Source organism: Solibacillus daqui (assembly GCF_028747805.1).
Classification (GTDB): domain Bacteria; phylum Bacillota; class Bacilli; order Bacillales_A; family Planococcaceae; genus Solibacillus; species Solibacillus daqui.
In genome coordinates, this window is sequence record NZ_CP114887.1 from 1656910 (window position 1) to 1670863 (window position 13954).

At 36.2% G+C, this 13954-nt stretch carries 16 protein-coding genes; 14 read left to right on the forward strand and 2 right to left on the reverse strand.

Annotated elements, in window-relative coordinates:
* Nucleotides 1-209: 209 nt before the first annotated feature.
* The 3 genes from O7776_RS07950 to O7776_RS07960 are packed head-to-tail and all read left to right on the forward strand — an operon-like array spanning nt 210 to nt 1860.
* A complete protein-coding gene (locus O7776_RS07950) occupies nt 210-920 on the forward strand; it encodes a cytochrome c biogenesis CcdA family protein (protein WP_274310061.1) in 711 nt (236 codons plus the stop codon).
* A 55-nt stretch (nt 921-975) separates the two neighbouring features.
* A complete protein-coding gene (locus O7776_RS07955) occupies nt 976-1356 on the forward strand; it encodes a response regulator (protein ID WP_274310062.1) in 381 nt (126 codons plus the stop codon).
* 12 nt (nt 1357-1368) lie between these two features.
* On the forward strand, nt 1369-1860 hold the full coding sequence (locus tag O7776_RS07960; RefSeq protein ID WP_274310063.1) for a CcdC family protein: 492 nt from the start codon (nt 1369-1371) through the stop codon (nt 1858-1860).
* Nucleotides 1861-2019: 159 nt separating this feature from the next.
* Here the strand turns inward: O7776_RS07960 and O7776_RS07965 are convergent, their stop codons facing one another.
* A complete protein-coding gene (locus O7776_RS07965; RefSeq protein ID WP_274310064.1) occupies nt 2020-2454 on the reverse strand; it encodes a DUF2621 family protein in 435 nt (144 codons plus the stop codon).
* A gap of 491 nt (nt 2455-2945) precedes the next feature.
* On the opposite strand from O7776_RS07965, the gene O7776_RS07970 reads away from it, so the two are divergent.
* From O7776_RS07970 to O7776_RS08020, 11 genes are all read left to right on the forward strand, one after another.
* Complete coding sequence (locus O7776_RS07970) at nt 2946-3164, forward strand: DUF1659 domain-containing protein (protein WP_274310065.1); 219 nt, start codon at nt 2946-2948, stop codon at nt 3162-3164.
* A 31-nt stretch (nt 3165-3195) separates the two neighbouring features.
* Nucleotides 3196-3417, forward strand: coding sequence for a DUF2922 domain-containing protein (locus O7776_RS07975; RefSeq protein ID WP_274310066.1), 222 nt, complete (start codon nt 3196-3198; stop codon nt 3415-3417).
* Between the two features lie 62 nt (nt 3418-3479).
* The gene (locus O7776_RS07980; protein WP_241370608.1) at nt 3480-3626 is read left to right on the forward strand and encodes a YvrJ family protein; all 147 of its coding nucleotides are present in this window, start codon (nt 3480-3482) and stop codon (nt 3624-3626) included.
* A gap of 107 nt (nt 3627-3733) precedes the next feature.
* Complete coding sequence (locus O7776_RS07985; RefSeq protein ID WP_274310067.1) at nt 3734-4336, forward strand: SCO family protein; 603 nt, start codon at nt 3734-3736, stop codon at nt 4334-4336.
* Between the two features lie 223 nt (nt 4337-4559).
* Nucleotides 4560-7943, forward strand: coding sequence for a hypothetical protein (locus O7776_RS07990; protein WP_274310068.1), 3384 nt, complete (start codon nt 4560-4562; stop codon nt 7941-7943).
* Between the two features lie 119 nt (nt 7944-8062).
* On the forward strand, nt 8063-8683 hold the full coding sequence (locus O7776_RS07995; RefSeq protein WP_274310069.1) for a LysE family translocator: 621 nt from the start codon (nt 8063-8065) through the stop codon (nt 8681-8683).
* 208 nt (nt 8684-8891) lie between these two features.
* Entirely contained in the window at nt 8892-9344 is a 453-nt protein-coding gene (locus tag O7776_RS08000) for an HIT family protein (RefSeq protein ID WP_274310070.1), read from the forward strand.
* A complete protein-coding gene (locus tag O7776_RS08005) occupies nt 9337-10149 on the forward strand; it encodes a PP2C family serine/threonine-protein phosphatase (RefSeq protein ID WP_274310072.1) in 813 nt (270 codons plus the stop codon). The genes O7776_RS08000 and O7776_RS08005 overlap by 8 nt, the downstream gene beginning before the upstream one ends.
* A gap of 92 nt (nt 10150-10241) precedes the next feature.
* Nucleotides 10242-10682: an NUDIX hydrolase gene (locus O7776_RS08010; RefSeq protein WP_274310073.1), complete on the forward strand. Its 441-nt coding sequence runs from the start codon at nt 10242-10244 to the stop codon at nt 10680-10682.
* Between the two features lie 179 nt (nt 10683-10861).
* The gene (locus tag O7776_RS08015; RefSeq protein ID WP_274310074.1) at nt 10862-11410 is read left to right on the forward strand and encodes a GNAT family N-acetyltransferase; all 549 of its coding nucleotides are present in this window, start codon (nt 10862-10864) and stop codon (nt 11408-11410) included.
* A gap of 222 nt (nt 11411-11632) precedes the next feature.
* Complete coding sequence (locus O7776_RS08020) at nt 11633-12415, forward strand: serine hydrolase (RefSeq protein WP_274310075.1); 783 nt, start codon at nt 11633-11635, stop codon at nt 12413-12415.
* 460 nt (nt 12416-12875) lie between these two features.
* Here the strand turns inward: O7776_RS08020 and O7776_RS08025 are convergent, their stop codons facing one another.
* Nucleotides 12876-13952 (reverse strand): copper resistance D family protein, encoded by a 1077-nt coding sequence (locus O7776_RS08025; protein WP_274310076.1) that lies wholly within the window; start codon nt 13950-13952, stop codon nt 12876-12878.
* Nucleotides 13953-13954 lie beyond the last annotated feature (2 nt).

The window sequence follows — 13954 nt, forward strand, 5'->3', positions numbered from 1 at the left end:
TCGTCGCAAATCCCACCCTAACCTATAACGGAGGTTAGGGTGTAAAAAAAGTGCTCCTGTCGCTACGCTTTCGTCGCAAATCGTACGTCAACCTGTTACGGAGGTTGACGTACGATTCCCAGACAAAAAATGTTCACAAACGAAAAGAGGGTAATGTTTGTGAAAATTTGGTACGATTGATGCATCAATGTGAGGGGGATTTGAGCAGCATGAACACAGATTTAAATGTCATCTTAGCGTTTGGTGCTGGCTTTTTAAGTTTTATTTCGCCATGCACCTTACCGCTTTATCCTGCATTTCTGTCGTATATTACCGGCATGACGTTAGACGAGCTTAAAGGCGAGCGAGGGATGATGCAAAAACGAGCTATCTTACATACTTTATTTTTCCTACTTGGTTTTTCGATTATCTTTATTGCAATTGGCTTTGGTACATCATTTGCACAAGAGTTTTTCTGGCAATATCAAGACTTAATGCGCCAAATTGGGGCGATTTTAATCGTGACATTTGGCTTAATGATCGTTGGCTTATTACAAATTGATTTTTTAATGAAGGATCGCAAATTTCAATTTAAACATCGTCCATCGGGCTATTTTGGTTCGGTATTAATTGGTTTATCATTTGCGGCAGGTTGGACGCCGTGTACAGGGCCGATTTTAATGTCAATTATTGCGCTAGGTGGGACTAATCCTGATTCTGCGATGTGGTATATGCTTGCATATTATTTAGGCTTTGCAATCCCATTCTTTACGTTATCATTCTTCATCTCTCGTATGAACTGGATTCGTGAGCATAGTCAAAAAATCGTGAAAATTGGTGGCTATATTATGATTGCTGTCGGAATTTTATTATTCTTTGATGGACTTACATACATCATCACGATTTTTACTTCAATTTTTGGAGGCTTTACAGGGTTCTAATAGTTTCGTGCGCAATTTTTGCGTGTTATACTAAGGAAAGTAGTGTGGTTGCTAAATGCCAACAGTTTTAGTTGTCGATGATTCGCTGTTTATGCGTGTCACTATAGGAAATATGTTTAAAGAATGGGGCTTTGAGGTCATAGGTGAGGCGGCAAACGGAAAAGAAGCGGTCGCATTATATGATCAATTAAAACCAGATTTTGTCACGATGGATATCACGATGCCTGTTATGACAGGGATTGAAGCAGTGAAAATTATTGTTGAAAAGGATGTCGAGGCGAAGATTATTATGGTCACGGCTCTTGGCCAGCAAAAAAAGGTGAAGGCTGCAATTGAAAGTGGCGCGAAGGATTTTATAACGAAACCTTTCCAAGAAGAGCAATTAAAGATGGTTGCATTTAACGTCCTCAACTTAACATATTCCAGTCAACATTAGAGGGGGGATAGGATGTTTGACAACATACCTGCTTACTATTTATTAATAGGAACGACGATAATGGCTGCAGCAATGGGAACATTCGCGTTATTTATTCGCATACGAGCTCAAAAAAAGCCAGTAAACGCGAAAAAAATACTCATTCCACCTATTGCCATGTCAACGGGTGCATCGATGTTTTTATTCGAGGAATTTCGTGTTGCACCTCCACAAATTTTAGAAGCAGTAGCGGTAGGCTTAGTATTCTCTACGATATTAATTGCCACGTCAAAATTCGAAGTACGTGAAGGCGCAATTTATATGAAGCAATCAAAAGCGTTTCCTTTTATATTAATTGGATTATTAATTTTCCGTATTATTATGAAAGTAATATTTGCTGATAGTTTTGATGTAGGCGAATTGGGTGGAATGTTCTTCATATTAGCATTCGCGATGCTGTTACCTTGGCGAATTGGCATGCTCATAAAATACAAAAAGCTTGAGAAATCACAAATTGTTGCATAAAAAAGGGGGTGTCCGAGAAGTGATTCTGGGACACCTCCTTTGCGCCGAGGATGGTGGAAATTTTATTTCGACCACCGCAGAAGCACCGCCTGCAGCGGATAATTAATACATGAACGAAGCACTGCGCGAGAAGTATTTACTTTTCGCGCAGCACCTTTTTTAAGCTTCAAATAAATGATCGTAAGGGGTTGTATCGATTTTCATTTCGTTTAATTTCTTTCGTAAAAACTTATGATCGCGTTTTGGTGAAGCGATAATATAGCCCCGAATGATTAAATCCGTATTGATTTTCGTTGCATGTTCAGTTAATGCAATTTCGCCAATTTTACCCGCAATTTTTTCCTTTGCTACCTGACGAAATAGCTCTGGTACAGGGCTCACTAACTCCCGAAGTAACTCTTTTTCCTCTTCACCCCATAGATGAATCGTTTTATCTAAATAAATATTTTGCCAATCTAAATCGGATTTGCCATCTTGTTTTGGAAGCGATTTTAAAAACTTGCGGAACATGAAAAAGCCTCCGATGCCCATAAGTCCCACTAACGCAAATACCCAAAATACGATAAACCATAAAAACCAACCTTCTAAGCCCACAATTACTCACCTCTTTTTCTCACTAAAATCTATTATATAATTTTTCGTTGATAGAAAGTATAAATTTTTCAATAATACCCACAAATTCACATAATGATAGCCATTATTTCGTGCGATTTCATGCATAATGTTCATCCCCAATAGCTGCGGGTGAGTTAATTCTTATTTAATAGAAATGGAGCTTATGGGGTAAACGCACATAAATTCCAGAAACCCGCACGCAAATCCCGAAATTCGCACGTATCCCACGGAAACCCGCACGCAAATCCTGAAATTCGCACGTATCCCACGGAAACCCGCACGCAAATCTCAGAAACCGCACGTATCCAGTATAAAAGGACATGCGTTAGCTCACCTCCTAATGCCAATGTAGAAAATATTCCCTGTTTCGGTGATACGTCTACAAAACGAAAAAAAGTCAAAAAAACTTTCACCGACCTTTCCCTTTTTTCAAATTTTAATGACATATATAAGGTAAGGAGGTGATCAACATGAACGATTTCGGATTCTTAAGTTCGACAATCTCGGTGTACTACGAAACAGGTTTAGACGCTAATGATGAGCCAATTATCAACAGTTCTACGTACCGCAATGTTTCAAATAATGTCACTGCTGCTCAAATTCAAGCAGTTGCACAGGCGTTAGTCGGTTTAACGGACTACACGTATATTGAAACAGTAAAAACCACAAAAGATCTAGTTGCACAATAGGTTTTGCTACTAGAGGGAGGAGGTGAAGGACATGGCACAAGTATTACAAATGACATTTGCAAATTCGGCGGGGAAGACGATGACACTCAATGTCGCCAACCCAAAAGCTAGCTTAACTGAAGCTGAGGTAAATGCAGCGATGCAAACGATTGTCGACCAAGGTATTTTTTCACGTGAAGGGTTGTTGTTCAATGTGAAGAAAACAGCGAAAATCGTCGAGCGAAATGTAACTGAATTTGAATTAAATGCATAATCAAAGAAGCCGGTAAAGTACAGACTTTGCCGGTTTTTTCATTCTAAAAGGAGGGGAATTTCATGGAACAATGGATTGCGCTTGTTCAAGACGTAACGTTTCCAATCTTTATTTCATTTTATTTGCTATATCGTATTGAAACGAAGCTTGAGGCGATTCATACCGCACTCGTTTCGTTGAATGCACCACGGAAAAACAGTGAATTGTGAACTTCAATTTCACAAATTTGCAATGAAACTTTCGAGTATTTACTATTGTACAACTTGGAAACTTACATTAAGATGAAGGTAATGATTGGAAGAGTGGAGAGAGAGACATGACAAAACGATTCGCACTACTAGCTGCAGTAACTATACTGGTGCTTGTACTAAGCGCTTGTAGCAACTACCAATTTAAAGCAACGACTAATTTTGAGCTGGATAATTTTAATGTGCAAGACCACCGTGGTAATCCTGTTTCACTGGACGATTTAAAGGGTGAGCCATGGCTAGCGATGTTTATTTATACAACATGCCCAGATATTTGCCCTCCGATGACGTACAACATGAAAATGATTCAAGATGAGCTAATTGAAAAAGGGATTGAAGACTATAAAATTGTCGCCTTTACAGTAGATCCGAATACAGACTCAGCGGATGTATTAACAAAATACATCGGAAATTATGGCGTCGCAGATGAATCCAAATGGTATTTATTAAACGGCTATGACCCAAAATTTATCGAGCAATATGCAAAAGGCTCGTTTAAAACAGCGGTTGTTGCACAGACTGAAAACCCTATTCATGCGAATACCTTTTTCCTAGTTGACCAAAACGGTGTCGCAGTGAAAAACTACAACGGCGTTCAATCAGGGAATACCGAGGTGCCATACGACACAATTGTGTCGGACCTTGAGGCATTGATAAAGCAAGGTAAATAAGCAACCATCAACTGTACTCAATTTGGGTGCAGTTTTTTTGTTGGCAAAAATCATAAATTTTTACTAATCTTTTAAGCATTATTTCCGATATTAGAGGTAGATTATGTATTAGAACTATTGCATATATCTTTGTTATCTCAGGATTATAGTAAATTCCTTAGGATTAACCAAAATGTAGAAGATGTTATGTATACTGAAATGGAAAAGTTAGGAGAGATGTCTTATGAATTACAAGAAAATATTGGCAGCTACAGCCGTAACCTCAGCAGCATTTGTTGTGCCGGTGATGGTCGGTGCAGAGGATATTCTACCTATTGAAAAGGATGAGTTAATTAAAGATGGTACATATTCAGTAGGAGATACGGTTAATGCAGCACTCACAGAAATTAAAACGACTACTACAGCTGAAGACGGAACAACTACTGAAACAGTGGATAAAATTGTTTCCTATGAATGGTTTGTTGGCGACGCAACAACAGCTAGTTCTCAAACTGCTGAAATCAAGCTTCCTATTCATGCAGAAGGAAAAACTGTAAAGCTTATTGTGACAACAGAGGGACAGAAGAAATATTTTAAAGAAATTACGGTAGAAGCACTTGGTACTTTAACAGCTGATGTTGGATATGAAGAAGGTATTAATTCACCTCGAGTTAATTCAACAATCACGATGAAAAGCTTAAATATTCCAGATAAAAATGAAGTGATTTCGGGCTATGAATGGTATTTAGTAGATGGAAGTCAATACAAATTATTAGTCGGTGAAAACGCTATTGACTTAGAGATTCCAATTGAATTTTCAGGAAAAGAAATTCTATTTGTTGTAAAAACAGAATCAGGAAAAGCTTATAAGAAAACTGTAAAAATTGATGAGCTTAAATTTGGCTCAAATCCGGTTACCTATTCAGTAAAAGTAAATGGTAAGCAAACAGAACTCCCACTTTCGACTGAACTTTTACCAGGCGATCAGATTCAGATAGACCATTCGGAAATTATTGGGAATGGTGGCGAGATCTTAAGTGCTGAAGATTATGAGGTGCAATATAAATGGGTAGCATTTAATGGGAATGACAACCAGTTTACTTTGCCAAATGCAACAGGGAAGACCTTTACAATTCCGGTAGATAGCGAAAAGCAAGGGTATGAAAGATTTGAAGTAACGGTAACCATTTCAGTTCCAAATATCGCTACTGTAGATAGTACGACGATTGGAATTGGTACTAGTAACGAGCCTATCAAAGATTTAATCGATAACATTAACAAATTAATTGAGTTTAAAAAATATACAGATTTACAAGCTAAAGTAAATGGATTATTAGATTCCTATAATCAATTAAATGACAGTGCCAAATCGGCGATTACGAATTATTCAAAGCTAGAGGAATACGCGCAAGCCTTTAAAGTAGTAGAACCGTTAACAAAGGACTTTAGCAAACTTAATTCTGATTATACAAACCTCGTATCGGGTATAGATACGACTGTTAAGCAAGCGGAATTATTAAAATCGGTTAATTCATTGCGCCAATCTTTCAATAAATTAACAGCAAAACAAAAGGAAATTTATCATTTATTTGAAGTAGATAATGCTGCCCCATCAATCGCTCAATTGCATGAATGGATTGTAAAAATTGGTGATAATGATATTGATTATGTAACGAACAAAGCAGTCAAGGCATTTAATGATAAAGTTACAGATGAGGTTTTTGATGGCAAGTATAAAATTGTTTTCGATAACGATTCAAATGACTTTGTGGAACTAAAAGCTTTCGAGGAAAAAATTAAGCAATATTTAGACGAGGCAAAAACATTTGATAACGCGTACCAGGCACTACTCAAAACAGATGTGTTAAAAATAGCACAAGCGGATGTGAAAAAAGCACGCGAGGTTATTGAAAAAATAAATAAAATTAGCACATTAACTGATAAGAAGAAGGCAAGTGCAATTATTGCCGCAGAAAAGGCCTACAATAAATTAAACTTAGCTCAAGCATCATTAATATCAGTAGATACAATGGAGAAGTTACTAAATCCATTTACGGACGATGAAGAACAGAATCAAGAAGATGCTAAAGAAGCAGTACAAAATCTTATTGATCGAATTAATGATATTTTACCAACAGCTGGCACAGGTAAAGAGTACCCACTTGATATTGAAACGTTAGAGAGTGAGTTAGATGGAATTGCCATTGATTATAAGCTACTAACTTCTGAACAGAAAAAGCTAGTGACAAACTATAAATCGGTAAGCCAAGTGAAAAAAGATGTATCTGCGGCGAAACGTGTAGCGATGTCCGTTGTAAAGGCTGAGGAAGCAGAAGCAGAGGCGACAAACTATGAAGGGGATGAAAACCGTTCAAAGTATATTAGTAAAATGAAATCAGCGCATAGTAAATACAATTCTGCCTATAAAGCCTATACAAAGCTAACAATCGAACAAAAAAGCTTAGTAGATGGTGATGCGTTAAAGAGTGCCATCGCCAGTATTACTGCGATTATTGATGATGAGGAATTTGCTGGTAAAGGTGAGTATGATAGCAGTAAAAGTAGTGAAGTAGTGTCACAGATTGAAAAAATCGCTGAGTTATTAAAGACGGCAGAAAGTACGGCGCTAGCGAATAGTGGTGGCATGAATACGGATGCGGATTTACAGCTGGCGATTAATACAGCAAAATCAATGTATAAATCTTTAAACTCGTTCGAGAAAAAATTGGTGCATAATTATGCCCTTATTTCAACAGCATCTAGCCATTTATCGAAGGCGGATTCTGTAAAAAAACGCTTATTAGCTGTGAGCGACGAGAAAAAATTCGCCAGTGCTAAACAATCATTTGATAAGCTACAACCTGTCCAAAAAGGCTTGATTTTTGGCACATATACAGAAGTAAGCGATAAATATTCATCATCAGGTTCGTCAACTTTACAAGAACTTAATGATTTGTTGACAGACTTTTTCGAGGTTGGAAATTATAATATCGTAGAATTTAAAGAGCTTCAAAAGCAATTGCAATATTTATCAACTACACAGCTCAAAACATTAACATATTATAAACAATATCAAGCAATGGAAAAGGATGTAAAAACGGTTGATTCCTTTGTTGCCAAAATGGTGAAGCTTGGTGAGAATCCAACTTATTCACAAAAGGATTCGATTTATAAGAGCTATTTAAAATTAACGCAAGTACAGCAGCAATTATTAAGCACTTACCCTAATACAGATGGAACAGGTATGTACTCTGAAATTCTTTTCAGTTGGATGGACGAAGCGAAGGGAGCAGCATCTGATTTAAATACTCGTATTGGTGAAATAATTGTCAGCGGTAAATACTTCGTTACCCTAGAAGGTACTTCAAAGTTAGAGAAATTAGCCAATTTTGAACAGCAATTAGATGTCTTTACAAAAGAATACAAGGCACTGGATTCAAAAGAGCGCAAATTAGTGGTGAACTATTCGTATATTAATAGCGCTGAAAAGGATATGAAGGCGGTGCGTACGGTAATTCAGTTAGAAAAAGAGCTTGAAAATGCTGAAGATCAAAGTAAACTACAGCAAGCTATTAATAAGCTGACAGTTGAGCAGCAATCTTTATATGAACTAGTAAAACAACCATAGTAATTTTCTCCCCAAATGTATAATTCCATACATTTGGGGTTTTTTTATCTCGTCAAACCCCGCCGCGCTTGTTATAATTCAAATAATCAGAAAACTTTAAAGTGATAGGGGTGTGCGTTATGACGAGTGTGACGCTATTCATCGTTGCCTGTGTGCTACTCATTATTTTACCAGGACCAGATACAGCGATTGTCACGAAAAATACCGTGATTGGTGGACGTAAGGGCGGTATGCAGACGATGATTGGCTCTTGCGTTGGGCTATCCATTCATACGGTCGCGGCAGTCGCAGGTTTATCTGCTATAATCGTAAAATCCGCTGTTGCCTTCACAATTATTAAATATATTGGAGCCGCCTATTTATGTTATTTAGGGATACGAACACTTATAAGTATGCGTGCAAAGAAAAATCAAGTTGAAGAGGAAGTACTTGTCGATGCGAAGGGCAATACGTATTTTAAGCAAGGATTTATCACGAATATTACCAATCCAAAGGTTGCTGTCTTTTTCTTAACGTTTTTACCACAATTTTTATCACCTGGAGCGGATGCATTTTGGTCATTTTTAGTGATGGGCATTATTTATACGGTCCTGACATTTGCATGGTTTTTCTTCTATGTGGTGTTACTCGACAAAATCCGCACATTTATGAAGCGCCCATCAACACAGGCCGCAATCGAAATGGTGACGGGCATAGTACTCATTGGCTTTGGGATTAAGCTAGCGTTTGAAAAGGCGTGATCATCTAGCCCCTAGTAGCGTTCATCAACGAGTTTGGTAATTGGGTAGAAACATTAAATAACAATCTTATTGGAGGCACAATTCGCATTTGAATTCGTGTCTCCTTTTTTTTACATAATAAGTCGCCCTTTCTGAAAAGTAATAAAAATGGGGATATTATCCAAATGTTGTGTTATATTTCTATAAACACTAAAAAGGGGCGATTTCTATGAAGGACTGTTTTATTTGCAATAAACACGCAGGGAATATCGAAACAGCTGGGGTTATGATCTATGAAGATGAACATGTGTATGTGGGACACATTGATAGAAATGGTAAACCCAACTATATAGGTCATATTATGATTGACCTAAAAAGACACGCACCGACACTTGCTGAAATGACAGTAGAAGAAGCAAAAGCTTTCGGTATCATTATGGCTAGAGTTAGTAAAGCACTAAAAGATTCAGAAAACGCTGAACATATCTACTCACTTGTTTCGGGGAATTCTGTTCCACATCTTCATATGCACCTAGTTGCTCGTTATCCTAACACACCAAAAGAGCATTGGGGACCGATGGAAGTTTACGATTGGGAGGATGCTCCTATGGGTAGTAACAATGAAGTGATTGATCTTTGTAATCGTTTAAAAACATACTTAGAGAATAACCAATATGAATAATAGTATCAAAGATTTTAGTTGGGTTGGAAGTCAGGAAAACTTCGTGGATAGAGAAAACATAAGGTATGTAAACCATATCATTGTAGGGCGATATGGCGGAAATTCAAATGCAGGGCAATATAAGAATGAAGATGGATGCCTTGTATGGTTGAACGAAAACGAAGATTGGGAGTTCGTTATTATTTTAGATGCACATAACACAGCCGAGAGTGCCGAAAAAATAGTAGAATTATTCGAAAATGAAAAGATTCAAATAAAGAATTTATTGTCTATGAAAATATCTCAAAAAACATTTAAGACGCTAGAAGAAAAAATTTTAAGCATGTTCCAATCTAGAGAATTCATATCTACCTGCCGAAATGTCCAAGGTGAAACTGCATGTTTAATTGTTGTTAGAAAAGATAAATATATTTGGTGGTTTTCTGTTGGCGACTGCGTTCTTTATTTATTTCACCCAGAATTATCTGCATTAGGTCAATACCAAGTAAATCAAAGACAATTCTATGAATGGATAGGACAAGTCAATACATTTGAACAAGAAGTACCTTGTTACAGTGTAGGAAAAAGAGAATTAAGACAGGGAGAAAATCGCCTATTTCTAACCACTGATGGTCTAATTGAATGTCCAAATGAACCATATTCAAACCCCAAAAGCATCTATGATTCTTTCGATAATTCTAAGGAAGAAGAAAGCATTAAAACACTGTTTCAAAACATCCAAGAAAACAATGTCCTAGATAGTACTACCATTATTTCTTGGAATGTAACTATTCTAAAGGAAGTTACTTTACCGAGTAATCTGTAGTTTTATAAAAAAGATTGAACATTTGAATGCGACTTCGTAATGAATTGGGCCAGATTGTGGAAGATAAAGTATAAATTTCAGGAGGGTATTTTATGTTTGTAGTAAATGTAGAAGGGGCAATTCGTCGCAATGAGAAATGGCTTTTAATCCGTAGAAGTGAAAAGGAGGAGCATGCTGGTGGGGGTCTCTCATTAGTAGGCGGAAAGTGTGAAATTGAAGGTGATTCATCTGATATTCTGGAAAGAACGTTAAAGCGAGAAATTTTTGAAGAAGTAGGTAGCGAAATTACAGGTATTAAATATGTAAATAGCTCCTCCTTCGTTACCGAATCAGGGATAAATGTAATCGATATAGTTTTCCTATGTCATCATAAATCTGGAGAACCTTACGCTAAAAGTACTGAAGAAGTGGATGATGTTATTTGGATGACTACTTCAGAGGTTCTTGCTCATACGGAACTACCTATATTTCTAAAAGAAAACATTAAACTTGCAGAGAAAATATTACAAGATAATTTGCATGTGAAATATTAGTTATCCATATTCCATTATAGGGCCATATTGTGGAATAACTCTTTACGTAAAATATGAGAAATAATAATTGAATTGATCTGGGTAGTATTAAGTGCCGGTAGTTCAGAACAAGAAGGATTTAACAGTTTGTTTTTTGTACTTATATGTGTATATAAATATATTTCTAGGAGGGGAACAATATGTTTAGATATAAGATTAATGATGAAAGTGAATTGCGATTATTAGAGGTGAGACATTCAGAATCCCTTTTTTCATTAACTGATCAATCGAGAATATATTTACGTGAATGGTTACCTTGGGTTGATTTCACGAAAACTATTAGCGATTCGAAGCAATTTATTGAAGGTACTTTGAAGCAATTCTGTAACAATAATGGGTTTCAAGCAGGGGTTTGGTATAAAGGAGAATTTGCGGGAGTTATAGGATTACATAATATAAATTGGGCTAATAAATCAACTTCTATTGGGTATTGGTTAGGAGAAGGATATCAAGGGAAAGGATTAATGACAAATGCTTGTAAAGCAGTTATAGATTACTGCTTTAATGAATTAAAGTTAAATAGAATCGAAATACGGGTTGCCACAAAAAATCATAAGAGTTTAGCTATCCCTGAAAAACTCGGATTTCAGAAAGAAGGTTGTCTCAGAAGTGTTGAGTGGTTATACAATAATTATGTAGACCATTTTGTATTCAGTTTAACAAAAGATGACTACGATAGAATCAATTGATTTTTTTAAAAAATCGATAATTTGTAATAAAGTTTGAATAAAATCATGTTTCCTCTTTAGAATTCTTAGAGGTTAGATGATATTTTTATTGGATATTTATGTTAATGTAATATTAAAGAGTGTGAAGAAATGAACTTAAACTAATGTTGCAATTTAGGTGATCAAGGACAAGTTTACAAAGAAAACTAGTGAAGCGAAAATACTGAGAAGTGGGGTTTAAATATGGATAAAATTCTTGAAAAATTACAGGAGCTAGAGTCAGGTGAAGTAGGGATTATTGTTTATTCTCAAGTAAAACAGGATATAGTTTTATCGTTAAATAAAGGGCTATTAGTGCCGCTTGCTTCAGCTGCAAAAGTTGCGATTGCCTTTTGTATCGTAAAATTGATTGAAGAAAGACACTATAAATGGAATGACATTGTTGAAGATGTAATTTTTAATCCAAAAGAGGATAGCAACGAAGTGTATCCACACTTTCAAAGTAGAGAAAACCTGAAACTCCAGGATGCGGTGGAAGTTATGATAGCTTGTCACGATAGCTTTGTCGCTGAGAGAATTGTTCAATTTTGTGGTGGATGGGAATTGATTAACGGTAAAATAAAATCATATTTTAAAAGCATAAATATTACTCAAAATGCCAGAGACTTGGATAACAATGGAGAATTGAGTGAGATGTTAGAACTTTTACGATTAATACATCAAGGATACAAAACTAATCCTGATTTATGGATTCCAGTTATTAATGGTTTAGTTAGGCAACGAGGTGATATTGAAGGTATACCAAGCCACTTGTTAAATCATATGACTGGTGGATTAGATAATGTAGTAGTTGATATTGGGATAATAGGTGAGTTTTCCAAAAACCCGTTATTATTTGTTTTAGGTGCAAAGGATTTACCAAATCGATTTATAGAAAAATTAGCTGACGAAATAATTATTGATGCAATGAAATTACTTTATGAGGAGTATTGCAATCAGGAAGTTGAATTGAAGGTGAAAATCTAGCTAGCATATAAAATTTTATTAAGTTAACTGCAGGTTAGTTTAATAAGAATATTCACTGTAGCGGATTTGAACCATGATGATATTTCATTGGATATTTAATAATTTTATAGCGTGTTGTATAACTAGTGTTCAACAATCGAGCCACATTGTTATGTTATCATTTTGTGGAATAGTGAAGTAACACATATGATTTTTAGGTGGAGGATTTGAATGATATTTTTTATTTCTGGAATTAGTTTGATAGCGATAAGCGGTATATTATTCACTTTAGGGGGCTTTAGTTGAATATTCGATTTCGAAAATGTTCAATCTTTATTATTAAAAACTCTATAAAGAAATGTAAAATAGCCCCTTTTTGAACAATCTTGTTCAAAAAAGGGCTATGATTTTCTAAAAGAATCATCATTTAAAGCTGTATTATAATTAATCCTTATTCCAAGTCAACAACTTCTATTATTCGTTATTTAAAAAATACAATCGACATAAAGCCCATGTAAAAGCATAACGCGATAGCTACAGTCATAGCCGATGCTACAATTGTTGGCAATTGTTTCACATAACTGACAATGGTCAACCCGATAAAGACTGCAGTTAACAGGAAGAACATTAAGCCTATTCCAGTCATTTGTAAATAGGCTCTCATTCCAGCTGCAACGCTATCTTGATAAAATAATTCGAAAAACGGTGAAATGGCTTCGACCGTAAAGTTTGGCGGCTGTTGCTCAGTGAAAATAGCCGTTACTACTAAAATAGCCGCAAGTAATGTTAGCTCGATTTTCACCCAAGTGCGTGGTTCAAATAGCGGCTGATTGATTTTTAATTTTATCAGTAGTCCATTGCCTAAAATAATGATGGCTAATGGTACAAGTAACACATGCTTGATAAATAAAAATTGCCCATATGTACTTGCCCAGCTTGTTACGTATTTAGGGACGATTACCTCCATCATTAAAACACCGCTTATCGCAATCGATGTAAAGGCAGCAAGTGCAGTAGGGGAGAACCATTGCAAAAAGGCGCTCCAATTTTTCGAGTCCGTTGAAAAATAGCCAACGATTACTAAAATACCAAGCCACACACTGACTGCTAATAAATGTATAAAGTCGAGAAAGGAGCCACCCATCCCAGACATCGAAGCCGCATGACTGGCATAGCCGATTGCTGCCATGATGGCCATTAGTACGAAAATGGCACATACATAAAGCCAAGTTGATGCTTTTTTAGTTGCTGAGCGCACAATTACTATGAGCAATAACGCAAATACAAAAATCGCAAGCCAAGCATGCCCCACTTTATATTTCGAAACAATCATCCATAACGAATCCACTACGCCAAATTGTGGACCTAAAATCGAAAGCAGCTGAAGATTCGGAAGAAAAGCTGCAATCGGAATAATAACGACGCTTAATACGAGCCATTTTGGAGCAATTTGAAAGCCTGGGCGGTATTTTTCAGGGATACAATGCATAATAGATGTACCCATTAAAACACTTAAACTTGCATACAAAATAAACTGACTTACTACAATAAGAGTCATCA

Bases quoted from the DNA above. Each gene is read 5' to 3' on its own strand.
- O7776_RS07950 (WP_274310061.1), top strand. From the start codon at position 210: ATGAACACAGATTTAAATGTCATCTTAGCGTTTGGTGCTGGCTTTTTA.
- O7776_RS07955 (WP_274310062.1), top strand. From the start codon at position 976: ATGCCAACAGTTTTAGTTGTCGATGATTCGCTGTTTATGCGTGTCACT.
- O7776_RS07960 (WP_274310063.1), top strand. From the start codon at position 1,369: ATGTTTGACAACATACCTGCTTACTATTTATTAATAGGAACGACGATA.
- O7776_RS07970 (WP_274310065.1), top strand. From the start codon at position 2,946: ATGAACGATTTCGGATTCTTAAGTTCGACAATCTCGGTGTACTACGAA.
- O7776_RS07975 (WP_274310066.1), top strand. From the start codon at position 3,196: ATGGCACAAGTATTACAAATGACATTTGCAAATTCGGCGGGGAAGACG.
- O7776_RS07980 (WP_241370608.1), top strand. From the start codon at position 3,480: ATGGAACAATGGATTGCGCTTGTTCAAGACGTAACGTTTCCAATCTTT.
- O7776_RS07985 (WP_274310067.1), top strand. From the start codon at position 3,734: ATGACAAAACGATTCGCACTACTAGCTGCAGTAACTATACTGGTGCTT.
- O7776_RS07990 (WP_274310068.1), top strand. From the start codon at position 4,560: ATGAATTACAAGAAAATATTGGCAGCTACAGCCGTAACCTCAGCAGCA.
- O7776_RS07995 (WP_274310069.1), top strand. From the start codon at position 8,063: ATGACGAGTGTGACGCTATTCATCGTTGCCTGTGTGCTACTCATTATT.
- O7776_RS08000 (WP_274310070.1), top strand. From the start codon at position 8,892: ATGAAGGACTGTTTTATTTGCAATAAACACGCAGGGAATATCGAAACA.
- O7776_RS08005 (WP_274310072.1), top strand. From the start codon at position 9,337: ATGAATAATAGTATCAAAGATTTTAGTTGGGTTGGAAGTCAGGAAAAC.
- O7776_RS08010 (WP_274310073.1), top strand. From the start codon at position 10,242: ATGTTTGTAGTAAATGTAGAAGGGGCAATTCGTCGCAATGAGAAATGG.
- O7776_RS08015 (WP_274310074.1), top strand. From the start codon at position 10,862: ATGTTTAGATATAAGATTAATGATGAAAGTGAATTGCGATTATTAGAG.
- O7776_RS08020 (WP_274310075.1), top strand. From the start codon at position 11,633: ATGGATAAAATTCTTGAAAAATTACAGGAGCTAGAGTCAGGTGAAGTA.
- O7776_RS08025 (WP_274310076.1), bottom strand. From the start codon at position 13,952: ATGACTCTTATTGTAGTAAGTCAGTTTATTTTGTATGCAAGTTTAAGT.